Genomic DNA, 24,793 nt, shown 5'->3' with positions numbered 1-24,793 from the left:
CTTTTTCAAGAATTAGACCTTAGCCGTCAATGATGGCATAAAACTTATACTTAATATTTGGCGTATAGGCGGAGGAATCTTCATATGCCCAGTACCGCATCCGGCTGTTGTACGTATGAGCATTCACGAGTGGCATCCCGTACGCATCCCTGCCGGTTACAATCGTATTATGATTAAACCTGCCGTCTCCTTCAAAATCATAACAAATGATATCTCCCAATGTTAGTTGATCGGGGCTTGATACCTCTTGTGCTCTTAACCCAAGCTTGGATTGCGCGAAATACATTTTGAGCGAGTGGGCCACTGCCCAGCTGTAGCTCCAATTTTGATTTCTTAGCCACCAGCCTGTGCCGCGGTTTGGAAAGCCCCGCATTGGCGCTTCCCCGGCATGAAGGCATTGCGAGATAAAGTTGGTACAGTCGTTTTCAAATTTTTTATAGGCGGGATTGTAGCTGTTCCACCAGCGCTCCGCGTATTGGACAGCTTGGAGTCGGTTGTATTGGTAGCTGATTCGTTCTTCATTGGGTTCAGGGAGCTCGGCTTCGGATGGGGGCGGGTTTTCGTGTTGGTACTCCTGGTATAATGGCGGGTGGATTTCTTCATCCATAATTAAGGCCCCGTGATAAAACTTTGCCATTCTTTCTTCTGTCTCTTCCTCTAGATATAGACTTCCTTTTTGTTTGATTAAATATTGATAATGGGCAAGGTATTTCACCTGCTGGAAATCGTCTTCATCGGCGGTGGTAAGAATTTTTCCGGACGCTTTCACCTTGACGATTTCCGCTGACCTTTTCGAAATAGTTTCCCGTTTCTGCTCAGCTTTTGAAAAAAAGTCTTTGGCATTTCGTTGGTTCGGATTGGCAACGAATTGCTGGACCCTGAACTCAAAAAGCTGCTGAAGGGCATCTCGCATTTGGCTGTTCATCTCCTTTCACTTTCATACATATGAAAGGAAGCGGGATTTAACATCAAAAAGAGCGAAACCGGTATTTGGTCCCGCTCTTTTTATTGTTACTGTTTTGGTACATATTGTTGTTTTTGCTCCTCTGCGACTAGTCGCATACTTTTTTCGATCGTTGGGGCTCATAGAAAGGATATATGCGACCGAACCACTGATTTGTTCATGTGTTCGGTCGCATACAGCGAGGCAATAAGTTATTCCTTCTTACTTGGAGCAGTTTTTATATTCGGGAAGCAACAATCTTTTAGAAAAGAGCCTTTATTTTAAAATATTCAACCCTTTTTCAATCTCACACCGCACTTCGATATCTTCTTCCTGATCAAACGCTTTTACTAATGCTGCCTCTGCAGCGTCCCCGCCAATTTTACCAAGCGCCCAGGCCGCAGTCCCTCTTGCAACGGAACTCGCCTCGTTTTCTAGAACCTCAATTAGGTCGGCAACTGCGGTCTCATCCTTAAAATGGGCCAGCGCAATCATGGCATTCCGTTGAATCGGCTTCTTCCCTCTCCAGGATCCTGCCAGATAGCCAAAGCGATTTTTAAATTCGCGATTGCTTAATTTTAAAATTGGCTTCAACAAAGGTTTAACCGCCTCTGGGTCCGGCTCCATTTCAACATGAAAATGAAAGTTCTTACCTTTGTTATGCGGGCACGCGGTCTGACAGGAATCGCAACCGTAAATACGATTGCCGATTTTGTCGCGGAACTCATCAGGAATAAACCCCTTCGTCTGCGTTAAAAAAGAAACACAACGCTGCGCGTTAATCTGTCCGCCTTGAATCAATGCTCCAGTCGGACATGCCTCCAAACACTTCGTGCAGGAACCGCATTGATCTTCGACAAGAGAATCCGGTTCAAATGGAATACTCGTAATCATTTCGCCTAAATAAACATACGAGCCGAACTCTGGGGTAATAATGGCACAGTTTTTTCCGCTCCAGCCAATTCCCGCCCGCTCGGCGACAGCACGGTCGGAGAGCTCGCCTGTATCGACCATCGATTTCAGCTGCGCTTCCGGTAGCTTCATTAAAATAAACTCCTCAAGCTTCTGAAGTCGGTCTTTAATAATATGATGATAATCTTGACCCCACGAAGCGCGGGCATAAATCCCTCGCCGTTCTCCCTTTTTACTCTCCACACGGTTTGTCATCTTTGAAGGGTAAGCTAACGCGATTGAAATAATCGACTGAGCACCATCCATAATTAATGCAGGAGTGGTCCGTTTTTCAATATCCGGCTCTTCAAAGCCTGATTGATAGCCCAGTTCCTGCTGGCGGATTAATCGGTTTTTCAATTCCGTGAATGGGTCAGCAGTAGTAAAACCAATTTTATCGATACCGATTTCTTTGCTGTAAGCTATGACTTCTTGCTTAAATTTTCGAACGTCCATTGGTTTAACCTCCCTTCACACGTTTTGATCTATAAAAAAGTTGTTTAATTATTATCAGCCATCTATCTATGATAAACTATTTTAAGGAAATTTTGGAGGTGGAAACGTTGGAAATTCAGGTTTCAACAGAGTTAACAGAACTGATACCCAATTTTAAAGTCGGGGTAATTGAATATAGCAATATAACAGTAGGCGAATCACCACAGATGTTAAAGGGGCGGCTTCAGCTTTTTCAGGAATCGATTTTCTTTGAGTTGGAAGAAAAGAATGTCACTGACCTTCCCGGAATCCAGGAATGGCGGAATGTTTTTAAGAAGACTGGGAAGGATCCGAACCGTTATCGCCATTCGGCAGAAGCTTTGTTCAGGAGAGTAAAAAAGCAAAATTACTTTGCGTCCGGTCAGAGTGCGGTTGATTTATATAATTTTTTCTCACTGCAATATCAAGTGCCGATTGGCCTTTATGATAGGGATTTATTGGAGGAACCGGTAGAAATTCGTATCGGAAGAGCGGGCGAGGAATATATAGGATTAAACGGCAGAAGCAATTCTCTCGAGCGGCTTATTTTAACATCTGATGCAAACGGACCGTTTGGAAGTCCTTTTGTCGATTCTGAGAGAAGCGCAGTCACCACTGCAACTAAAAATGCTGTGCAAATCATTTACCTAAGACCATCAACAGATATGGAAAACGCCAAAAAGCTGACGGAGTCCTTAATGAACATGTTTGTCCAAATCCATGGCGGAGAAGCTTTCTATCGGATTCTTGGGAATTCTTGAGGAAAAAATAAAACGCAGCGCAACGTTCTTTGTGAAACGGTACACTGCGTTGGCTACTATGTATGGAGCGGGTGATGAGAATCGAACTCACAACAACAGCTTGGAAGGCTGTGGTTTTACCACTAAACTACACCCGCATATCAAAAAGTGTGAAATATTTATTAACAAATCCGACCTTTATAATATTACATATTTCACAAACTATCGTCAAGAGAAAAACACGAATTTTGTCGAATTTTTTTCAAAGGTGATGAATAGAGACTCTGCTTAGCCAGTGCTAGGCGATTCAAATCTTGCCTTCGCATGGGCTTTGAGATGATGAAGAGTAATGATGATTCAAGAGATAGAAGGGCAATTTTAAAAGAGAAAATGATGAATTTAAAAAAATGAGGGTGAAATATTGAATATCACAGTTTTAGGTTGTGGACGTTGGGGGACCTTTTTGGCTTGGTATGCTAATAAAGTTGGACACAATGTTATGTTATGGGGGAGAGAAAGCTCCAGAAATTTTATAGGATTAAAAGAAACTCGAAGAAATGATTATCTTTCTTTACCAGAAGATTTAGAACTAACTAATTCATTAGAAAAAGCAATATCATTTGCAGAAATCATAATTATTTCCATTAGTGCACAAGAATTACGTTCATTTGCAAATCAATTAAGTACATTAAATACAATACAAGGTAAAACAGCTATTTTGTGTATGAAGGGTTTAGAAGCTAATAGTGGAAAAAGACTTTCCCAAGTATTTGGAGAAGAGGTTGGAAGAAATGTAAATACTGCAGTATGGGTTGGACCTGGGCACGTACAAGATTTCGTGAGTAATATACCAAACTGTATGGTTATCGGTTCTGACAATATTGAAGTAACCAAAAAAATTGTCCAAGAGTTAAATAGTGATTTAATTAGGTTCTACTATGGGCAAGACCTTATTGGGAATGAGATTGGCGCTGCAGCAAAAAATGTGATGGGTATAGCAGCAGGAATGTTAGATGGGTTAAATTATAGCAGTTTAAAAGGTTCACTTATGGCAAGGGGAACAAGGGAAATCTCTCGGCTTGTTAGAGCAATGGGAGGAAATGATGTAACTGTATATGGATTAAGTCATCTCGGAGATTTTGAAGCAACGTTATTTTCTGAACATAGTCAAAATAGAAAATTCGGTCAGTCATTAGTAGAAGGAAAAGAGTTTGGAAAATTAGCAGAAGGTGTTGCAACTGTAAGGGCATTGATAGAATTATCCAAGCAGTATGACGTTCAACTCCCAATTTGTAACGCGCTATTTGAGATCATATTTGAGAATAAAAATGCAGAAGAAACATTAAAAGATTTATTTTTAAGACCTGTAAAATTTGAGTTTTAGAGAATGCGAAATGGCTCAGTATAGTTGGACTGAGCCATTTCTTTTAGTACAAAACACGGTACAAATTGGTTTACATATTCGGCTGGATTTTCAGGTTTTGCGATAGGGAACGGAACCCGTTACTATATTGTGGGCCATTTAAATATGTTCATTAATCCAGTTCACAACGTCCGCGTAAACTTCGTCCCTATTGAGCTCATTCAGAAGTTCATGACGGGCATCTTCATATAATTTATAGCTTACATCAGCCATACCGGCCTGTTTATAGGCATGATAAGTTTTGATTACACCTTTAGAATTCGCACCAACCGGGTCCTTACTTCCGGAAATAAGGAAAATTGGCAGCCACGACGGAACAGACCTAATGTTTTCGGGTTTGTTGATAGTTTCCAAGCCGAGAAGCAGATCATGGAAAAAGCCGCTTGAAAAAACACCGCCGCAATACGGATCAGCCAAATATAGATCAACCTCTTGTTCATCCCTGCTTAACCAATCAAACTCGGTCCTGGCTGGACGAAACGCTTTATTATAGCTTCCGAAGGTTAAATTATTCATCAGAGGACTAGGCGCCCTATCACCTTTCGTTCTTTTCTCCCTGGAAGCAACCATTTTGCCGATTTTCCCAAGAAGACCTGGGTCTCCGCCTGTGCCGGAAAGAATCACGCCAGCAAGTCTATCCCCCAATATTTGAATATAGCGTCTTGATAGAAAAGAACCCATACTATGCCCGAATAAAAAAATCGGCACATCAGGATTTTCTTTTTTGATGATGGTTGTCAGGGTTTGGATATCTTGAACAACCTTTTCAAACCCCTGCTCTTCGGCAAAATATCCGATACTGTTTGTCTTATTACCGGTTCTGCCGTGGCCGCGGTGATCGTTTCCGTAGACAAATATATTGTTGGAAACCAATTCCCTTGCAAACCTGTCGTATCGCATAATATGCTCGGCCATACCATGTGCCAGCTGCACGATGGCTCGAGGCTTATCCTCGCTCCCCTTCACCCACTTACTTGCAAAGATTTCCACGCCATCAGTTGATTGAAAAGAAAAACCTGTCTGCACAACCACCACAACCACTTCCATTCTTACAATAATGATAAAAAAAGAGACCCACCCAATTACAGCATAGCAATTGTGTGAATCTCCAGTTCTCCGACACTTTGATTAACTTAACAAGAATATATAAGAGGATTTAAAATTTGTCAACGCTTTCTTTAATTTAACATGCAATCGTCAATTCAGTTATATGAACCAGCTCCACGTTATATAAAGAGTCTATTTCTTTAATTTCGCAATAACCGGAAGTATACCTGTAGATAATCTCATAATCTTTTCCCTTATATCTAACATGCGTATTTTGATTCAATAGACTCACCTCAATAAAATTTATTAATTTAGTTATATAACTTTTTTAGAGAAGAAACTATGAGCCATTTTTACAAATTTTTTAATGCAGCTATTACTTTTGTAGTATTTTTGGTGAAAAATAATTGAACATGTCGTTGTTCATGCAAAAAACGACTCTACTTTTCAGTAAAGACGTTCCTATCCTTCTATTCTATTAATCTATTTCAATTCTGCAGCAATGGATCTTCCCGCAACACGGCCGGTGAACAGACACCCACCCAAAAAAGTCCCTTCAAGGGCACGATAGCCGTGGACACCACCGCCGCCGAATCCGGATACCTCACCGGCAGCATATAGGCCGGGAACAGGATTGCCCAATTCATTCAATACCCTTCCTGATAAATCCGTCTGCAAGCCGCCAAGTGTTTTCCGGCTGACGATATTCAAACGGACGGCAATCAGCGGGCCGTTTTTCGGGTCAAGGATTTTGTGCGGCGGTGCCACACGGATTAACTTATCACCAATATAATGACGCGCTCCGCGCATTGCTGTAATCTGAAGGTCTTTGGTAAATTTATTATCGATTTCCCTGTCACGTGCTTTTATTTGGCGTTCGATATCCGCGAAATTCAATAAATTTTCTCCTGTCAGGTTATTCATCCCTTTGACCAGGTCAGCCAAGTTATCTGCGATGACAAAGTCCTCCCCTTTGTCCATAAATGCTTTAACTGGAGCAGGCGCATCGCCAATTGCTCTCCCTAACACCTTACGAATGCTTTTTCCCGTTAAATCTGGATTTTGTTCCGAGCCGGATAGGGCAAATTCCTTTTTAATGATTTTTTTCGTTAAAATAAACCAAGAGTAGTCATAGCCTGTCTTTTTGATGGCTTCAAGGGTGCCCAATGTGTCAAATCCCGGAAAGTTTGGTGCCTGAAAACGCTGACCGCGAGCGTCCAGCCAAATGGAGGAAGGCCCCGGCAGAATCCGAATACCATGCTTGTTCCAAATCGGATTCCAATTCTTGATGCCCTCCGTATAATGCCACATGCGGTCGCGGTTGACAATGCGGCCGCCCGCTTCCTCGGTAATGGCGAGCATTCGGCCGTCAACATACGCCGGGACGCCTGAAAGCATTTGTTGAGGAGGCTCGCCAAGCCTGCTTGGCCAATTTTTCCGAATCAAATCATGGTTGCCACCAATTCCTCCGCTTGAAACTAATATGGCTTTGGCTCTGTATTCAAAGCTGCCTGCAACTTCCCTGCTACTGTCCTCCCCGCGGGCGGCGGAACTAGGGACAAGAACAGACCCACTTACGCCTGTAACAGCACCATTACTTGTAATCAGATCGTCTACCCGGTGGCGCGGCTGGAACTCCACTAGCCCATTTTTCATGTGCACACGGACACGGCGTTCAAATGGCTCGACAATACCGGGACCGGTTCCCCAGACGATATGGAAGCGCGGCACGGAGTTCCCATGCCCATCTGCAAGGTAGCCGCCGCGTTCGGCCCAGCCAACAACCGGAAAGAAGCGAACCCCCATTCTGTGTAGCCAAGCGCGCTTTTCCCCCGCCGCAAAATCAATGTAAGCTTCTGCCCATTTTCGTCCCCAATAATCTTCATCGTCTTCCCGGTCGAATCCCGCCGCTCCCAGCCAATCCTGCCGGGCTAGCTCTTTAGAATCCTTGATCCCCATCCGTCGCTGCTCAGGGGAATCGACCAAAAATAAACCACCGAACGACCACCAAGCCTGTCCACCCATCGAGGTATCGGGCTCTTGGTCCAAGAGCAGCACTTTTTTCCCGGCATCAGCGATTTCCGCCGTTGCTACTAGTCCGGCAAGTCCGGCCCCTACCACAATTACGTCGAACTCCATTCCGCTTTCCTCCATCTCCATCCAACGCCTATTTAAATTTTCAGATAATGATATGTTACCACCTTTTTATCATTTTTTTAATCATCATCAGAAAATTTGTGGAGATGATAACTTAATAGAGAGATCTTACTGTTAATTCTATTTGGCTATCAATGTAGAATTCCACTCGTCAACTATCTGTTCCACAAAATGAGTTACTTTCATTGTTTATTCATTCCCCACTGGAAGTACAACAGTAAATGGTTTTAAATCCTTAGATGGGACAAAGCTTGAAAAATCAAATAGCAACATTGTGTTTTCCAGTTTAAAGTTCTCAATCTTTTCTTCTCCATTTAAGTCGAATGTGGATTGGAAGTGTGCTGTTGCCTTATCAACCATTTTTACTTTATTAAAGGGAATACCATGGTTTTTAGGAGGCCAAGGATTTTCCGGGTCAATCTTGGTTAAATATTCTTTATCCACCAACCAAAAAAGGTACTCCAAATTATGGTTAATTGTTTCAAGTTGACCTTGACTCAAATTCTTCGGAAGCCCTGTAAATTGATAATCGATTACCAATTTCTCACCTTTTTGAGTAATATCATTTACCTGCAGGCCAAAATTGAACCGTGTGCTTTTTAAGGTGAAAGATTTACTATTCAAAAGATGTTGTACTTTTGGATCTGCTGCCGATAACCGAGGATAAAAGGTAAGTGAAGTAATATCTGAATGGAGTTTGGTCATCTCTGTCCGAACGGTACTATGATATCCATCTTCTTGTTTCGATTCCTCGAGATATGTTGGGTTTTCAAACCTATATACTTTTCCTTTATTATCAACTGCTTTTGATAGATTAATTACATCACCCTTGTATTTCTCCACGGTCTCATAAATAAGCGAAGATGATGCTTTTGCGGTAAGAATCTCCTTTATACGGATTTTGACCTCATCTTTCGGGTAACCTTGCTCATGATTAATAACAAGTGTACGATTTTTTTCTTGTTGAATGGGAATTTCAAAATTCCATTCACCTTTTATCCCATTGATATTATGAATCGTTATGGGAAGAGTAAAATTCTCCTTCAATGATTTATATGGATAGTCCATTTTCCATTGAAAGTTATATCCATTTTTCACTTTCTTAATGTTATTTGACCCTCCACGCAGCCAAGGGTCATGATCCCCTTTATAGTGCTCGAAGTTCATATCAAAGCTTACTTCCCCTTTTTCGTTCCCCCCCTTTTCAACATCTTCATCTACAAATCCTGTAATTGATACCACATTGCCATCAAAGTAAGCGCTGGTCAGTTTTACAGTTACCCCATTTTTTGTAAGTGATTGGTTTAGTTCAGTAACTGCATCCTGGTTAGCTAATTCCACGCCGGTGGAATCATTAAATTCTTGAAAAATCCCACCAATTAAAGGAGTTTTAGCTAATACTCTATTCATGGTAGGATTAACAAATCCTGAGGCAACGGTGATTCCAAGAAGAGCAGCAGCTGTCGCCACACCTGCAAGAACCCTCTTTTTCTTTGCCTTTTCCCTATTGCCCTCCTTGTTTATCCCTTTGGAAATGGCGCTAAATACTTTTTCTTTGGGCACAGGTATTTTCTCTATTGCTGTTTTGAGTTCCTTGTTATCCATGGCATTGGTCCTCCTCATTTTTAAAGGATTTTTTTAACTCCGCTTTGCCTCTGCTTAAATAGGTTTTTACAGTACTCTCTGGAATTTCCATGACACTGCTAATCGCTTTTATCGAGTAATCGTAATAGTAAAATAAGATAATCACAGTACGGTAATTCTCTCTCAGCTGCTGAATGGCGTTAAGCAGCTGTATTGATTCTTCAATGTTTGGATGTACCTGCCCCGGCAGGTTTGACAATATCTCATCACTCAAAGGAACAACATTGCTTTTTCTCTTTAGGACATGTCCCGAACATCGTATGACAATCCTGGTTAGCCAGGTCATAAAATACTCCGGATTTTTTAACGAATGGATAGATGTAAAGGCCTGATAGGTTGCTTCTTGGACAACATCCAACGCATCTTCTTCGTTATGTACATAAAGATAGGCAGTACGGTAGATTCTTTCATAATGTTGTTGAACTAACTTTTCAAAGGCGCTTTTATTACCTTTGATTGCTTTTTTAACTAGCCGGTGGCTTTCTATTTCCATCTTATTTAACCCCCTTTACTAATTAGTGGAATCTATAAACAAGAAAAGTTTCAAAAAGTTAAAGTATTTTCCAAGAAAAGCATATCATGCAATTAAAATCCTACGTTCAAAACAAATAAACAGAAACCATTTTGGGTTTCCGCCTTCTATCGCAAAACGGGAATTTACTGCTTAAAATGTAAAGTAAAATGAATATCCATTTGCACCGTATTTGCGGTGCTTTTTGTTTTCAAAAAAATAGCCCAGCTCCATATGGAACTAAGCTATTCCCTGTATTTCTTTTGGAGTTTATTTAACCAAAGCTACCCTTATAATGAACAAGAATGAACTCAGTAACTTGTTAAAAATACTTTCCCTTTTGTCTTATTAGAAGATTCAACAGCGTCAATTGCCTTTTTGACATCCGACAAGTCATACTTAGAATCGACCATCATCAAACATAACTTTTTTCCATCTATTAGCCGGATTAAATGATTAAACGTTTCTTGCCATTTTTTTGCTGAGACATTTTTATTCCAATTCCGTAAATGAAACATATTCGCATTCACTTTTGCTTGGTTTACAATATCGGCCCAATTTACTTGTATCCCCGATAAAAGACCGATTGTTAAAAACTGTCCATTAGGGCGGATACTAAAAGCTAATTCATTACCATCCGTACCCCCAACAGAATCAATGGCAGCATCTGCACCCATTCCACTTGTTAATTCCATAACGGTTTCATTTAGATGACTTATAGAGGTATCGATCACATTAGAAGCACCGAGATGAAGTAATTCCTCTGTATACTTATTATTTCTAGTCACTGCAATCAATTGAAAACCTAAAATCTTTGATAATTGAGCAAAAATATGCCCAATAGAAGAACCACATGCGTTAACCAATAAAACATCATTTGGTTTTAATTTTAAAACTTCCGTACAAACCACCCACGCTGTAACGGGATTGATATACATTTGTGATGCAGTAAAATCATCAATAGAATCAGGTATAGGAACGGCAAATTCTGCTGTTGTCTTAACAAACTCTTGCCATGTACCTTCCCCACGCAAAGGTAAAACCCGTTTACCAATAAGGTTTTTTGAAACTAAAGGACCCACATTCTGTACAATCCCAACTCCTTCATAACCAGGAATATTTGGTAAAGAAATTCGATGAGAATACGCCCCTCTTATTGGAATTAAATCAGAAGGATTGATAGGTCGTGCCAACATTCGAACAAGAACCTCATTATCTTTTGGTGGTTCAATGGTTCTATATTCGATTTTTAACACATCTTTAGGACTGCCGAATTCGTAGAAATTAATATATTTTGCCTCCAAAACAATATAGGCTCCTTATATAAATTAGAATTATTTAATTATAGTTTTTTGTTGGAACCCGTTAGCCACAGCAAGCTTATTTTAGGTTTGAACGAAATAGGATTGCTCTAGATTTAGCTACAATTTCTTGTTTATCGTTATAAATCGAACACTCCGTATGAATTAAAGTTTTGCCCTGTTTTTCAATTTTGGCATTTGCCATCAAGTATGTACCAGTGGCGGGTTTCATAAAAGAAACATTTAAATCAACGGTGACAGCTTGTTGTATCCCGTCTTCAGTTGCTGGTATCAAGTTTGATACGGCTACATCAGCCAAAGAAGAAATGATACCACCATGTATAACCCCCGCACTATTAATGAATAGATCCTGAACCGGCAATATGATTTGCAAATTATTATCATCAATCTTTTCGTATTTCAAGCCTAAAAATTCGTCAAATGGCTGTCTTATAAACATCTGGTACACCTCTTGAATTAAACTGAATATTAATTTCACTGTGTTTGAAAAATAACCGGAAAAATTCCTCTTAAATCTGGAAATACCCGTATTTCCCTAAAAATAAAGGAAGTTTTTCCGGTTATTTTATACTAATCTTTGAATTTTGTCTTATTTGGAGCAGTTAACCGGAATTTCTCCGCTTATATCTCCTTCTTAAGCCTCCACTATATACATTAGCCGGAAATTCTCCGCCTATAAATCTCATACCTACACGAAAACCAAAAATGAATAATAACGAGTCATTTTTAAAAAAATACACACTTGATAACACACTTTTAACTCTAGAAATCTTATCTTCTAGCTATCATCTCGATTTCAATTTGTGCACCAAGAGGCAGGGATGACACACCTATAGTTGTACGAGCGGGATACGGCTCAGAAAATTGTTTAGCATAAACTTCATTCATTGCTGTGAAATTATTCATATCCGTTAAGAAAACATTCACTTTTTCAACATGATCTGGAGTTAAACCTGCTGCTTCCAATACATTGAAAAGATTTCTAAAACATTGATTTGTCTGTTCAATAATATCACCTTCTACAAGCTTTCCAGTCTGTGAATCTACTGGGGTTTGCCCAGATAAAAAGATTAAATCACCTGCTTCAATTGCATGTGAGTATGGACCAACAGCAACCGCTCCAGATGCACTAAAAGCCTTTCTTGACATACAAAACTCCTCCTTTAGATAAAAAGAAAAAATAAGTATATGAAGAAATTGTAAGTTATATGGAAGATATAAGCAATAAAACCGTCCTTCCAAGCAATGTCTGCAAATGCCCATTTGGCATTATAAAACAAGTGTTAAAAACAACCTCAACCTTTTTAAACAATAGTTTCTATAATAAACAAACGTTTGTAAACTATTCCATTATATACTATACTTTTAAAAAGTAATCTTATAGATTACAAAAATTGGAGGAGGTAGAATATGAGGAAGTATCTGCACCCTCTCTTGGTTATAATAGCCGCGAGTAGTTATGGTGTCGTTTCAACAATTATAAAACTGGCAATGAACAGCGGTTTCTCAGCCTCGGAAGCTGTTACAAGTCAATTCTTTATCGGTTTTTGCATTGCTGTGAGTATTTATTTCCTGACAAGCAGAACAAAAATAAGCTTTAAAGGTATTAAAATGCTTATCTTTGCAGGCATTTTAACTGGGTTGACAAATATTGTATATGGACATTCTCTTAACTATTTACCAGCTTCTTTGGCAGTTGTTCTCCTATTTCAATTTACATGGATCGGTATGCTGATTTCCTGTATAACAAAGCGTCAGCTGCCCACTCGAATTGAATTTATTTCTATACTATTATTGGTTTTGGGGACCATACCGGCAGCCGGTTTAATTGATGTTGATTTAACGAAAATACCTTTACAAGGGTGGATATGGGGGTTAGCAGCAGCCTTTTGTTATTCACTATTTTTATATGTAAACGGCCGGACAACCGCAAGGATGAATACCTCAGGCCGTTTGGTGTTTGTTTCTTTCTTTGCTTTTATGATGTCTGCTGCATTTCAATCTCCAGAGATTATTTGGAATGGTACTTTGTTTAACGAAGGACTTTGGATTTATGGTTTGGCACTAGGGTTATTTGGCATGATTATTCCGGTGTTTTTATTTACTATTGCCGTTCCTAAAGTTGGATTAGGCATGACATCCCTTTTGAGTGCTATTGAATTGCCAATCGCCGTGATGGTATCAGTGATCTTACTAAGCGAAACTGTGAGCACGATACAGATAGCGGGGATCGTAATTATCTTTCTTGGTATAAGTTTACCAACCATGTTAACTGGAAAATTATTGTTAATGAAAAATAAAATTGCAAAACAAAAGCAAAAAATAAATCTTACTTGACTGGTGAATTAAAAAAACACATTAGTTAAGGTAAATCGATTTTTATTTTCAAGGGAAAAGTTGGACATATTATCCCTAGGAGGTGATAAGGTGGCTGACAATAAGAAAACTTCCAAACACCTAGAAAGTGACAGTAAATTAGATCGATACGAAAACGACGATCGACATAATGATAATGCTAGGACAGCAACAGCTTTTGAACCAGTAATCCCAAGAATTGATACAGAAAATCTTTAACAGTAAGTTTCAAACATTTGAAATGGCATACCGAATAACAAATTAAAACTACACCTATCAACGCTTGGCTCTAGACCCAAGCGTTATTCATTCCCCAGTTAATCCAATATTTGTCCATGGTTCTGCCAAAACATGGACAAACACGACCATAAATTTTGGGATATTTTAAGTTCACTAAAGCACTCTTTCCCTTTCTTAATAACAATTTCAGAAAAAAATGGATGAAAGCCTTTCCCGCTTTTTTATTTTCAACATACCTTATTACTACCGAAAAGTAAGGGAGGTATTAGGATGGCTGATGGTGCAGGATACGGCGGAGGGTTTGCGCTGATTGTGGTATTGTTTATCCTTTTAATTATCGTCGGTGCTTCTTTTGTCGGCGGATACGGTGGCTATGGCGGCTTTTATTACTAAGTCCGTTTATTAATTTCTATGAAAGGGGGAATTTTATAATGTTAGGATATGGAGGATATGGCTATGGCGGTTATGGTTACGGAGGCGGCAGCTTTGTTTTAATCGTTGTATTGTTCATTCTTTTAATCATTGTTGGCGCATCTTGCTTTTATTAATTAGATTAGAACTCCCCTAAAAAAATTTAGGGGTTTCTAAAAATACAAAAGGTCAACTCTCCGGACGAATCGAAGAAGTTGACCTTTTGTTTGCTATTTTATTTTGTCAAATAGACATTTGCACCTATTACATAGAAAACAAATAGGAGCCGTGTCCATCTAATGAACGACCCCTCATCAAAAATTATAAATCATTAATCACAATATAAGTAGCCTTTATCGGACCATGTACGCCGACAACCAGATTCAACTCAATATCGGCCGAGTTACTTGGGCCGGGGCTCCAGTTGCTGCTGTTTACAAGCTGGAAATTCTCGGGGCAGCAGGAACGGCCATTTTAATAGCAGCTATTCTTACTAAATTTATTGTTGGAATCTCATGGAAAAACTGGATTCTAACATTCGGTGAAACTTTAAATGAATTAAAGTATCCAATTCTGAGAATGCTTCTGTTGTCGGATTTGCCTATATTACTAATGCATCCGGAATGACCACAGCGCTAGGAATGTCTTTGGCCAAAACTGGATCGGTTTTGTTCCTTTCTTCTCACCATTCCTTGGCTGGCTGGGAGTGATTATAACAGGTTCGGATACATCAGCCAACCTGCTGTTTGGGAATCTGCAAAAGATTACAGCTACTTCTATTGGAATGGATCCTGTGCTTGCACTTGCCGCGAATTCGTCCGGGGGAGTAACCGGTAAAATAATATCGCCGCAATCAATAGCAGTTGCCTGTGCAGTTGTTGGACTAGCCGGAAAAGAACCAGATTTGTTCCGTTTTACAATCAAACATAGTATTTTCCTAGTCGTTATTATTGGAATCAACGTTTGGCTGCAAAATTCAGTTCTATCCTTTATGATTCCTTAAATATTGAAAATGCTCGAAAGGCTCTTCCCTTATAGGAAGCAGCCTTTCGAGCATTTTCAAAAGAAAAAGACTTTCATATTTGCTTTATTTTAATTGGAGTACTATTAATATTTATATAAGGTTATATTGGAGGAAAATGTATGTATTCAAATATTTTAAGACATCCTGGACCAACTCCTATTCCGAAGAAAGTACAGCTTGCGATGAGCCAAGATATGATGAGCCACCGCAGTCAAGAATTTGTACAGCTATATCGGGAAACAACAAAACGTGTGAAGCCTGTTTTTGGAACAAAGCAGGATATTTTACTCATCCCATCGGGTGGTGCCGCGGCATTAGAAGCTTCAGCTGTAAATACTGTCTCTACTGGTGAAGAAGTGGTTGTTATTACCGTCGGCGCTTTTGGAAATTATTTCGTTTCTATTTGTGAAAAATTTGGCTTTCATGTACATAAGCTGGAAAAACCTTGGGGTGAAGCTTGTACACCGGAAGAACTTGCTGAGTTTCTAAAGCCCCTATCCAATATTAAAGCTGTCTTCGCTACTTATAACGAAACTTCTACAGGGATTTTAAACCCAATTGACAAATTAGCAAAGATTGTACGTTCCCGAACTGACGCGCTATTTATTGTTGATGGCGTCAGCTGTATTGGCGGAGCACCTGCGGAAATGGATCAATGGGGTGTTGATATTTTAGTAACAGGGTCACAAAAAGCAATGATGCTGCCTCCTGGGCTCGCTCTTTTAAGTATTAGTGACCGTGCATGGAAAGTAATTGAAGAGAATAATACACCTTCATATTACTTAAATTTATTGAGCTATCGTGAATGGGCAGAGAAAGGGATGACACCTAATACGCCTGCTGTTTCATTAATTTACGGTCTTTCTGCTGTATGTGATTTGATTGAGGAGGAAGGCGGATTTGCGCAAACAGTGGCACGGCATGAACTTATGAAAAACATGGTTCGCGAATCTATGAAGGCTCTTTCTATTGGCTTGTTGACGTCCGATGAGTATGCTTCGCCGACGATTACAGCTATTCTTACTCCAGAAGGATTGGATCTCGGGACATTTTTAGGCCATCTGAAGAAGAAATACCATCTTGATTTTGCTGGAGGGCTTGGTCACCTGCAAGGTAAGCTGTTCCGATTTGGGCATATGGGTTACTGTTTCCCAAGCGATATTCTTCAAGCGGTTTCTCTATTGGAAGCAGGATTGCAGGATTTCAACTACACCTTTGAACCAGGCGCTGGAGTTATTGCTGCACAAAAAGTGTTCTTGGCTGCCAATTTGAAATAAAAGTTGACTAAAATTAAATTTAGCCTTGTCAGAAAAAACAGTCAAGCATATCTTAATGTATGCCATAGCTTTACAAGCATATGAATTACCTACCCATTAAGAAGGAAGTCTCCGCCCAAGACTTCCTTCTTTTTATATTTTTCCTAAGGAAATTTTTTCACTTTGTCTTCTAAAAATATAACATCTTGCTCTAATTATAGTCCTTTTTGACATTTAACCATTATAAATTTAAATGGAGGCTTGTTTTCCATCTTCTTATGTGGCTCAACAATTTCTGAAGTTTCTATCAGTCCATATTTTCCAAACTCTTGTTTGACCGAGTCAGCATCATAAAAAAACATTTTTACCCCATCTTTTGTCTCGAAATAATCTTTACCTAGTTGTTGACCCTTTCCATACATGGGGGCTTCTTTGGAAATCGTGGTAAAAATCATATATCCGTTTGGCTTTAACTGATTATAGCAATCATTAATAAACTTCTCTCTCTCACTTTGATTCAATAAGTGAATAAGGGCATAACAAAATATACCATCATAAAGTTTGTTTTCAAAAGGCATATCAGTTACTGAACCATGAAAAATGCTAAAATGAAGCCCATTTTTCCTTGCCAAATCAATAGCTGTTTTTGAAATCTCAATACCTGTTACATTTATTCCGTTATCAATAAAAACCTTTGCATTCCTGCCATATCCAATACCGGGAATCAATATATCCTTCACTTTCTTTTCAAGGAAGAAGTCCTTTGTCACGATGGCGGAGTCTGCAGGTTCAAATCCCCACATCATTTGATTTTCTATAAAACTTGATTCCCAAAATTCTGTCATACCTCAGGTCTCCTTTACAAATATTGACCATTCATATATTCTCGAAATTATATCAAATTTCGACATTAATTTAAAATATAGCCAATTCAATATGGCCAATGCTTGATTTTATTGAATCGGAACCCCTTGAGCGATTTCAAAAAATGCAAAAGGTCAACTCTCCGGACCATTCCGAGAAGTTGACCTTTTGTTTGCTATTTTACTTTTGGCAAGCGGACTTTAATTAACTCTGCAAAATATTCCGCTCCAATTGTAAGGATCTTATCATTGAAGTCATAGCTTGAGTTATGAAGTGGAACATTGCCGATTCCTTCAGAATCGTCACCATTTCCTATAAATACAAAACAGCCAGGGATTTTCTGCAAAAACGCACCAAAGTCTTCAGAAGCCGTCCACGGTTGACAATTTTCATCCACTTTATTTTCGCCAACCACATTTCGAGCTGCTCTTACCGCAACATCAACGCACTCTGCCCAGTTAACCGTCGGTGCGAATTCATGGGTATATTCAAATTGGCATTCTGCCCCATTCATTTTGCAAATCCCCTCACTAATCGTCCGCATCCGTTCTTCCAGCAACTTTTGAACCTCTGGCGTATAACTTCTAGTATCGCCCTTAATCACTACATTTGTAGGAATTGCATTTCGAATCCCGTCCGTTATAAATTCAGTACATGAAATGACAGCAGGAACATTTGGGTTCATATTTCGGGAGATAATGGTTTGCAAAGCAAGAACAATTTCAGACGCAATGACGATTGGATCTTTACCCATATGCGGACTTGAAGCATGTGAGCCTTGTCCCTTAATACGGATGACAAAGTTATCCTCACTTGCCATAATTCCGCCCGCACGTGTTGAAATGGAACCCACAGGCATGCCTGGCATATTGTGCATGCCATAAATCTCATCTACTGGAAAACGTTCAAAAAGTCCGTCTTGCATCATGGCAAAAGCACCTTTACCAATTTCCTCCGCAGGCTGAAAAATAAACCGAACTGTCCCGTTAAAATTTTTGCGCTCCGTTAATAACTTGGCTGCACCCAATACTGTGGCCATATGTCCATCATGACCACACGCATGCATTTTACCCGGATTCTGGGAGGTATATGAGTGTTGCCCCACTTCAGTTAGATTAAGAGCATCTATATCTGAGCGAATACCGATAATACCTTTCCCATCGCCCACTGTATGATTAGCAACGATTCCAGTACCGCCAATATTTCTATGAACCTCTAATCCCATATCTGTTAGTACTTTAGCAAGAAATTCAGAAGTATGTTTTTCTTCAAAAGCACTTTCAGGATACGTATGAAGATAGTGCCTCCACTCAGTAAGCTGTTTTTCAAAATTTCCATTCATCATATTCATTTCACCCTCTCAATCATTAAACCGATGGATAGGCCCCATCCCATACTACTTTTCTATAATGATCTGGATCCGTGTCACCTTCTGTGCTGATAATAAGAATTTTCGAATTTTGATTCAGATTCAATGTTTCTTTCATAGCATTGAGCGTTAAATTAACAGCCACTAGACTAACTAATCCCATACCAACTGCACCAGATTCGCCTGAAACAATATGAGGGTCACCACCCAACGGATTTGCAAGAATTCGCATTCCTCGTGCGGCCACATGATCCGGACATGAGACAAAGATTTCAGCATAATCTTTTAAAACACCCCAAGAAGTGGTACTTGGTTCCCCACACGCTAAACCTGCCATAATCGTATACAAAGCTCCGGTTACGGAATGTGGTTTCCCATCACCCACATTAATAGATTGGTATAGACAATCAGCTTTATCTGGTTCGACTATAACTGTAATAGGGCGTTCCTCTCCAAATTTCTCTACTAGATATCCGAGCATACTGCCAGCAAAAGAACCCACTCCAGCTTGTAATAACACATGGGTCGGGCGGTCTTGACCAGCTTCAGCAATCTGCTCCACTGCTTCATCCAGGAGCGTTCCATACCCCTGCATAATCCAAGTTGGAATCTTTTCATATCCATCCCAGGCCGTATCCTGTACCAAAACCCAGCCATTTTCTTCCGCTTTCTGGCGTGCCAGCCTAACTGTATCATCATAGTTAAGATCCGTTATAAAGGCCTCTGCTCCTTCTTTCCTAATATTGTTTAATCTAATTTCTGAAGACCCTTTTGGCATCAATACGACTGATTTTTGTCCTAGCTGGTTAGCAGCCCAAGCAATTCCTCTGCCATGATTCCCATCCGTTGCTGTTACAAACGTAATACTCCCGAGTTTCTCTTTCACTTCATTACTTCTTAGTTTTTCAAAAGAAAGCTCTGAGATATCGACATTTAATTTCTCTGCTAAATATTTACCAACTGAATAGGAACCACCTAGCACTTTAAAAGCATTAAGTCCAAATCTATAGGATTCATCCTTCACCCATATATGGCTTACACCTAATTGTTTGGACAACTTATCTAAGCTGTGAAGTGGAGTTACTTTATACTCTGGGAAACTCTTATGAAAGTTTCTTACCTTTTCCACAACTTCAGGGTTCATAAATGCTGCAGATGCCTTCTCAGTATCTGTTTTTCTCGCATTTTCATTTAGAATATATTTAATCTCTCCAGGTGCGTTTTTTGTTGTAATTACTTCTTTAACCATTTATAAGTTCCTCCTTTACTGCAAGATTACTAACTACGTCGAACAAAACATTAGTTCCAGCAACCAAATCAGTATCTTTTGTATACTCCTTAGGATTATGACTAATACCGTCGATGCTCGGAACGAAAATCATGGCTGTAGGGCAAATGCGAGCCATCATTTGAGCATCATGTCCCGCGCCGGATGTCATTCGTCTTGATCCGAGTCCGCGTCCGCCTGCAGATTGCTCTATCAATTTAACGATTGTTTCATCAAAAGTTACTGGTTGAAAACGTACCAATTGATCAGATGTAATGGATACTTCTTCCGATGCCGCCAGTTCTTTGAGATAGCTGGCAAGCTCTTGCTCTTCCTCTTTCAATCGTTGCTCGTTTGGATCACGCAAATCCACAGTGAAGGTGGCCAATGATGGAATGACATTAACAGCATTTGGCTTAAATTCAATAGTTCCAACCGTTGCAACAGTTTGCCCATTTGAAGCGATCGCCCGATCACGTAAATAAGTGATTACACGCGCGGCCGCAAGTCCTGCATCACGCCGCATATCCGTTGGCGTAGTGCCAGCGTGATTGGCAACACCTTCAATCGTAATCCGCTGCCAAGAAATGCCTTGAAGATTCTCGACCGCACCAATTGGAATCCCCACTTTATCAAGAATTGGACCTTGTTCGATATGAAGCTCAATGTAAGAGTGTGGCGTTAAAAAGCCAGGCTCCTTCGTACCAGCATAGCCAATACGTTCAAGTTCCTCCCCCAAAATGGTGCCATCCGTACCTACCTGTGCAAGCGCCTCATCTGCTGAGAGCCCGCCAGCATACACAAGAGATCCCATCATGTCCGGCTGATAGCGCACTCCTTCCTCATTGGTAAATGCTGCGACTGCAATTGGACGAGATGGAATAAAACCTGTCTCCTGTAAAGTGTTTATTACTTCAAGCCCAGAAAGAACTCCATAGCATCCATCGTACATCCCTGCATTAATGACTGTGTCAATGTGCGAACCTAGCATAATGGGTGCTTCATTTCTATTTTCGGTACCACACCAGATACCAAAGATATTGCCGATTCTGTCGATTTCAACTTCCAATCCAGCTTCCTTCATCCAAGTGACTAATTGGTCACGGCCAGCCTTATCTGTGTCTGAAGCAGCTAATCTTGTTCGTTTGTTATCATCGTCCAGACCAGTTCGGCCAAGTTCTTGTAAGCGGTTAAGTAAACGTTCACTATTGATTGATAGATTTAACTTTGAAATCATGTTCATTTCCCCTTTTCAACATGTAAAGTTTGTTTAGAAACAACTTAAAACATATTGGCAATTTTGCTGATGTTTGGTGAATCACATTTTAAAATATAATTATAATCATATGGTAATTGAATATTTGCTATAAAAATACTAAAATTGAATAGAAAAATATAAGAATATTGAGGTGTTTGCTATGCAAATGAAAAACTTCATGATTGATGAAAGCTTAAAAGAGCTAACCAAACACCATACAGTCGTTATGCCAATTGCATGTTATAAAACCACAATTAATCAAAATATCCATGGCTATATTCCTCTTCATTGGCATGACGAGATTCAGTTTGTGTTAATCGTAAAAGGGGAAGCAACTTTCCTGGTGAATGAAGATTGGATAGAGGTTCGAGAAGGTGATGGACTGTTTATCAATAGTGGATGCCTGCACATGGCACAGGAAAAGGATCGCTCGGGTTGTGTCTATATTTGCTTAAATCTGTCACCCTATTTTGTTTTGTCACAAGAACTCTATCCTACTTATGTAAAACCTTATATTCAAGCGACTAATTTACCCTACTTATATATAGATGCAAATGAGATTTGGGGAAAAAACATTTTAGATGCCATTTTAAAAATCTATCAATGTATTGAGCAAAAGTCCCAATACTATGAAATAGATATATCATTAAGGCTGCCATTCATTTGGAAAAATTTAATCGATAATGGTTTTAAACTAGAATTTGTTCAGACAGAAATAGTAAAGAGTCAAAGAATGAAGCAAATGTTAAGCTGGATTCAACAGCATTATACAGAAAAAATTATGTTAGAGGATATTGCAAGGGCAGGTCAGCTGAGCCGTTCTGAATGCTGTCGATATTTCAAGCGATTTCTAAAATGTACACCATTAAATTATGTGATCGATTATCGTATTCAAAAAAGCTTATATCTACTGCAGCAAGATGATTCGAATATTACGGAAGTTGCCTATCAAGTTGGTTTTAATAGTACAAGTTACTTTATAAATAAATTCAGAGATTCGATGAACATGACTCCTTTAGCATACAAGAAAAATAAAATGCATAATGACTAAGCATGCTAGTACTTAAAAAGGAATTCTCTGCCCAAAACTTTCCTTCTTCAATATTGTGTATACCGACCTAGGCTCTGGCTTTCCTCGTTATTCGGGTGTTATGAACTTTTCATAACGACCGGGACTCTGACTTTCCTCGTCGTTCGGGTGTTATGAGCATTTTATAACGACCGGGACTCTAGCTTTTCAAACCGTTCGGGTGTTATAAGCCTTTTATAACGACCGAGACTCTGACTTTCCTCGTCGTTCGGGCGTTATGAAGCCTTTTATAACGACCGGAACTCTAGTTTTTCATACCATTCGGGTGTTATGAGCCTTTTATAATGACCGGGGCTCTAGCTTTTCAAACCGTTCGGGTGTTATGAACCTTTTATAACGACCGGGACTCTGACTTTCCTCGCCATTCGGGCGTTATGAAGCCTTTTATAACAACCGGGACCCGGCTTTCCTCGCCGTTCGGGTGTTATGAGCCTTTCATAACGACCGGTGCTCTGACTTTCCATGTTGTTCGGGTGTTATGAAGGCTACATGCGACTGGACCACTGATTTTTTCAAGATTTGGAGCTCATAGAAAGACTGCTTAGAAAAGAGCCTTTTTTATAGTCTGCGCTTCATCAGGCTTCCTAAGAACACTCTTTCAGCCATACTCATTGCTCTCCAATAAACAATTCTTCTTGTTCACAAAAAGATTCATAGAGGCTGCTAATTTCCGGTTTGGTAATGGCTTCCGAGTCATATTGGATAAGCGGGCGAACCTCGACCTCTTTTAGTTCGGAAAAAAGACAGTCTATGATTGGTTTCCCGCTTTTTTGCAGGTTATATTTCCCCCAGTTTTTAATCGCGAGTTCTCTTGTTTCCGGATTGTAGCGAATCAACTTGTGATGCTTGATAAATCGTTCCATTAATGAATGAACACTCTCAATCGAATAGCCCAAATAAAAAGCCATTTGTTTTTTCGTAATGCGATAGATGCCAATTTGAGTCGTTTGCGGATTTGTCAGAAGATATAAATAGAAGTATTTGTCCTCCGGTGTCATCTCTTCCATTACAACCGGATTGTTCCAAAAATCAATACGCACCATTCTATACTTTCCCATCAACAACCACCATCCTTGCTTTTCATAAAATCCAATATCTATTTAGGGTTTTATGAGGAAGCCGGATAGGATGTTTTTTATAACTATGTGAATGTTTTATGACTTCTGGGTTAAATCTTTGCTGGGTTCTGTTTCCCATCGAAAACTTAAAAATTCAAATCAAAATGTATACGAATTTGTACTATGTTTTGCATCTGTATTTGTTAATAAAAAGAAAATGGCCCAAGTACGTTTAAACCGAGCCATTTTCTTTATTTTAATTTAATTTGCTTTTCCAACTAAAGGTGACGTTACTTTAAGTACACTTCTACACAATTTTTAACTTTATTCAGCCGGTGTTTTCAATAATTGATTTGAACAGTTGGTTGATCTAATTTCACTAACAAATGTAGAGCCTAATAGCAGTACACCACCAAGCATTTGAACAATTGTCATTTGTTCTTGCAGGATAATGGCAGAAATCAATATAGCTACAAATGGATCGACATAACTGAGCATAGCTATACTCTGTCCTTTCAATCCTTCCATACCAGAGAAAAATAACCAAAACCCGATTCCTGTATTGATAATCCCTAAAATTAAAATAAAAGGAATGGAAGAGCTTGATACTTCAAAGATACCAAAGCCGGAAGTCCAGAAAACATATGGCATTAGAAGTAAAGTGGTTGTTCCAAGCTGAATGATGGTCAGCTCTAACTTTCCCATATCTTTAATAAATTTATTTAGCAGCAATAACGCAGCATAAAATGCAGCTGCGATTAATCCAAAGGAAAGTCCAAGAAAGTCGTCTGCTCTCGATGCTCTCAGGCCTTCTACTACAATCATTAACATTCCTATGATCGCTACACCAATACACACAGTTTTCTTGATGGATAATGGTTCCCGAAGTACAAAGGGAGAAAGAATCATCACAAATACAGGTGCAAAGTAATAACCTAGCGTTGCATTGGCAATTGTCGTATGGTCATATGATTGATAAAGAAAAATCCAATTTCCTCCCAATGCAATACCTGAAAGAATCAAAAATAAAGCATTAGATTTAACAAAATTCCATGATATTTTTTTCTTAATCACGAACAATATTAACAGTAAAAATAAACTTCCTATGAAACTGCTTAGTAAAGCTCTTTCGCTCGAAGATAGATCAATGTTTCGAACAACCAAACCAATTGTCCCGAAAATAATCATTGATAATATAAACTGAATTTTAGATTTCATCATCTACTCCTACGAAACATAATTCGCAGATTCTGAGACTTGTAGCTGTCTGGTGCTTTTTCCATAACATCACTCATAAAAAACATCGTTCAACACCTTTCCCTTTCCTAACTTGAATAATGAATAGGAAAAATATATCATAATCACAAACATTACAAAAACGAATGTTTA

At 39.4% G+C, this 24,793-nt stretch carries 23 protein-coding genes, 1 tRNA gene and 2 pseudogenes; 9 read left to right on the top strand and 17 right to left on the bottom strand.

Annotated features, from left to right (window positions below; translation table 11 throughout):
- Window positions 1-19: 19 nt before the first annotated feature.
- Complete coding sequence (locus ACZ5B7_RS07315) at window positions 20-913, bottom strand: amidase domain-containing protein (protein ID WP_464493265.1); 894 nt, start codon at window positions 911-913, stop codon at window positions 20-22.
- Window positions 914-1,219: 306 nt separating this feature from the next.
- Complete coding sequence (gene queG, locus ACZ5B7_RS07310) at window positions 1,220-2,350, bottom strand: tRNA epoxyqueuosine(34) reductase QueG (RefSeq protein ID WP_464493264.1); 1,131 nt, start codon at window positions 2,348-2,350, stop codon at window positions 1,220-1,222.
- 107 nt (window positions 2,351-2,457) lie between these two features.
- Between queG and ACZ5B7_RS07305 the strand changes: the two genes are divergently transcribed.
- Complete coding sequence (locus ACZ5B7_RS07305) at window positions 2,458-3,129, top strand: B3/B4 domain-containing protein (RefSeq protein ID WP_423801345.1); 672 nt, start codon at window positions 2,458-2,460, stop codon at window positions 3,127-3,129.
- Window positions 3,130-3,192: 63 nt separating this feature from the next.
- Here ACZ5B7_RS07305 and ACZ5B7_RS07300 read toward each other — a convergent pair.
- Window positions 3,193-3,266, bottom strand: a tRNA-Gly gene (locus ACZ5B7_RS07300).
- 263 nt (window positions 3,267-3,529) lie between these two features.
- On the opposite strand from ACZ5B7_RS07300, the gene ACZ5B7_RS07295 reads away from it, so the two are divergent.
- Complete coding sequence (locus ACZ5B7_RS07295) at window positions 3,530-4,492, top strand: NAD(P)H-dependent glycerol-3-phosphate dehydrogenase (RefSeq protein ID WP_464493263.1); 963 nt, start codon at window positions 3,530-3,532, stop codon at window positions 4,490-4,492.
- A 138-nt stretch (window positions 4,493-4,630) separates the two neighbouring features.
- Here the strand turns inward: ACZ5B7_RS07295 and ACZ5B7_RS07290 are convergent, their stop codons facing one another.
- The 7 genes from ACZ5B7_RS07290 to ACZ5B7_RS07260 form a co-directional block, all read right to left on the bottom strand.
- Window positions 4,631-5,563 (bottom strand): alpha/beta hydrolase, encoded by a 933-nt coding sequence (locus tag ACZ5B7_RS07290; protein ID WP_464493262.1) that lies wholly within the window; start codon window positions 5,561-5,563, stop codon window positions 4,631-4,633.
- 498 nt (window positions 5,564-6,061) lie between these two features.
- Window positions 6,062-7,771 (bottom strand): FAD-binding dehydrogenase, encoded by a 1,710-nt coding sequence (locus ACZ5B7_RS07285; protein ID WP_464494451.1) that lies wholly within the window; start codon window positions 7,769-7,771, stop codon window positions 6,062-6,064.
- A gap of 153 nt (window positions 7,772-7,924) precedes the next feature.
- Window positions 7,925-9,340: a DUF4179 domain-containing protein gene (locus ACZ5B7_RS07280; protein WP_464493261.1), complete on the bottom strand. Its 1,416-nt coding sequence runs from the start codon at window positions 9,338-9,340 to the stop codon at window positions 7,925-7,927.
- Window positions 9,333-9,872, bottom strand: coding sequence for a sigma-70 family RNA polymerase sigma factor (locus ACZ5B7_RS07275; RefSeq protein WP_378585410.1), 540 nt, complete (start codon window positions 9,870-9,872; stop codon window positions 9,333-9,335). Before ACZ5B7_RS07275 ends, ACZ5B7_RS07280 begins: the two co-directional genes overlap by 8 nt.
- 329 nt (window positions 9,873-10,201) lie before the next feature.
- Window positions 10,202-11,194 carry a zinc-dependent alcohol dehydrogenase family protein gene (locus ACZ5B7_RS07270; protein ID WP_464493260.1) on the bottom strand — a complete coding sequence of 331 codons (993 nt, stop codon included), beginning with the start codon at window positions 11,192-11,194 and terminating at the stop codon, window positions 10,202-10,204.
- A 76-nt stretch (window positions 11,195-11,270) separates the two neighbouring features.
- Complete coding sequence (locus ACZ5B7_RS07265; RefSeq protein WP_464493259.1) at window positions 11,271-11,651, bottom strand: PaaI family thioesterase; 381 nt, start codon at window positions 11,649-11,651, stop codon at window positions 11,271-11,273.
- Between the two features lie 332 nt (window positions 11,652-11,983).
- Window positions 11,984-12,361 (bottom strand): RidA family protein, encoded by a 378-nt coding sequence (locus ACZ5B7_RS07260; RefSeq protein ID WP_464493258.1) that lies wholly within the window; start codon window positions 12,359-12,361, stop codon window positions 11,984-11,986.
- A gap of 261 nt (window positions 12,362-12,622) precedes the next feature.
- Between ACZ5B7_RS07260 and ACZ5B7_RS07255 the strand changes: the two genes are divergently transcribed.
- From ACZ5B7_RS07255 to ACZ5B7_RS07240, 4 genes are all read left to right on the top strand, one after another.
- Complete coding sequence (locus tag ACZ5B7_RS07255) at window positions 12,623-13,549, top strand: EamA family transporter (protein ID WP_464493257.1); 927 nt, start codon at window positions 12,623-12,625, stop codon at window positions 13,547-13,549.
- A 90-nt stretch (window positions 13,550-13,639) separates the two neighbouring features.
- Window positions 13,640-13,786, top strand: coding sequence for a hypothetical protein (locus ACZ5B7_RS07250; RefSeq protein ID WP_464493256.1), 147 nt, complete (start codon window positions 13,640-13,642; stop codon window positions 13,784-13,786).
- 291 nt (window positions 13,787-14,077) lie between these two features.
- Window positions 14,078-14,200 (top strand): YjcZ family sporulation protein, encoded by a 123-nt coding sequence (locus ACZ5B7_RS07245; protein WP_213141186.1) that lies wholly within the window; start codon window positions 14,078-14,080, stop codon window positions 14,198-14,200.
- 38 nt (window positions 14,201-14,238) lie between these two features.
- A complete protein-coding gene (locus ACZ5B7_RS07240) occupies window positions 14,239-14,355 on the top strand; it encodes a YjcZ family sporulation protein (RefSeq protein WP_464493255.1) in 117 nt (38 codons plus the stop codon).
- A 184-nt stretch (window positions 14,356-14,539) separates the two neighbouring features.
- Here ACZ5B7_RS07240 and ACZ5B7_RS07235 read toward each other — a convergent pair.
- A pseudogene (locus tag ACZ5B7_RS07235) lies at window positions 14,540-14,644 on the bottom strand (LUD domain-containing protein); the annotation flags it as partial.
- On the opposite strand from ACZ5B7_RS07235, the pseudogene ACZ5B7_RS07230 reads away from it, so the two are divergent.
- Together ACZ5B7_RS07230 and ACZ5B7_RS07225 are read left to right on the top strand one after the other, a co-directional pair.
- Window positions 14,606-15,221: pseudogene (locus ACZ5B7_RS07230) on the top strand (L-lactate permease); the annotation flags it as partial. The pseudogenes ACZ5B7_RS07235 and ACZ5B7_RS07230 overlap by 39 nt on opposite strands.
- Window positions 15,222-15,361: 140 nt before the next feature.
- Window positions 15,362-16,519, top strand: a complete 1,158-nt coding sequence (locus ACZ5B7_RS07225) for a pyridoxal-phosphate-dependent aminotransferase family protein (protein WP_464493254.1) — start codon at window positions 15,362-15,364, stop codon at window positions 16,517-16,519.
- A gap of 194 nt (window positions 16,520-16,713) precedes the next feature.
- On the opposite strand, the gene ACZ5B7_RS07220 is transcribed toward ACZ5B7_RS07225, so the two are convergent.
- From ACZ5B7_RS07220 to ACZ5B7_RS07205, 4 genes are all read right to left on the bottom strand, one after another.
- A complete protein-coding gene (locus tag ACZ5B7_RS07220) occupies window positions 16,714-17,343 on the bottom strand; it encodes a class I SAM-dependent methyltransferase (RefSeq protein WP_464493253.1) in 630 nt (209 codons plus the stop codon).
- 194 nt (window positions 17,344-17,537) lie between these two features.
- Window positions 17,538-18,707: a M20 aminoacylase family protein gene (locus ACZ5B7_RS07215; protein ID WP_464493252.1), complete on the bottom strand. Its 1,170-nt coding sequence runs from the start codon at window positions 18,705-18,707 to the stop codon at window positions 17,538-17,540.
- 22 nt (window positions 18,708-18,729) lie between these two features.
- The gene (gene dpaL, locus ACZ5B7_RS07210) at window positions 18,730-19,980 is read right to left on the bottom strand and encodes a diaminopropionate ammonia-lyase (RefSeq protein WP_464493251.1); all 1,251 of its coding nucleotides are present in this window, start codon (window positions 19,978-19,980) and stop codon (window positions 18,730-18,732) included.
- Window positions 19,973-21,235, bottom strand: a complete 1,263-nt coding sequence (locus ACZ5B7_RS07205) for an allantoate amidohydrolase (RefSeq protein ID WP_464493250.1) — start codon at window positions 21,233-21,235, stop codon at window positions 19,973-19,975. Before ACZ5B7_RS07205 ends, dpaL begins: the two co-directional genes overlap by 8 nt.
- A gap of 181 nt (window positions 21,236-21,416) precedes the next feature.
- Here ACZ5B7_RS07205 and ACZ5B7_RS07200 point away from each other — a divergent pair, with 181 nt between their 5' ends.
- Window positions 21,417-22,307 (top strand): AraC family transcriptional regulator, encoded by an 891-nt coding sequence (locus ACZ5B7_RS07200; RefSeq protein ID WP_464493249.1) that lies wholly within the window; start codon window positions 21,417-21,419, stop codon window positions 22,305-22,307.
- Window positions 22,308-22,954: 647 nt separating this feature from the next.
- Here ACZ5B7_RS07200 and ACZ5B7_RS07195 read toward each other — a convergent pair.
- Both ACZ5B7_RS07195 and ACZ5B7_RS07190 read right to left on the bottom strand, forming a co-directional pair.
- The gene (locus ACZ5B7_RS07195) at window positions 22,955-23,404 is read right to left on the bottom strand and encodes a hypothetical protein (protein WP_464493248.1); all 450 of its coding nucleotides are present in this window, start codon (window positions 23,402-23,404) and stop codon (window positions 22,955-22,957) included.
- 324 nt (window positions 23,405-23,728) lie between these two features.
- A complete protein-coding gene (locus ACZ5B7_RS07190; RefSeq protein WP_464494450.1) occupies window positions 23,729-24,622 on the bottom strand; it encodes a DMT family transporter in 894 nt (297 codons plus the stop codon).
- Window positions 24,623-24,793: the final 171 nt, after the last annotated feature.

It is taken from the genome of Neobacillus sp. S1115, assembly GCF_055385565.1.
This window is presented reverse-complemented; position numbering and strand designations above follow the sequence as displayed.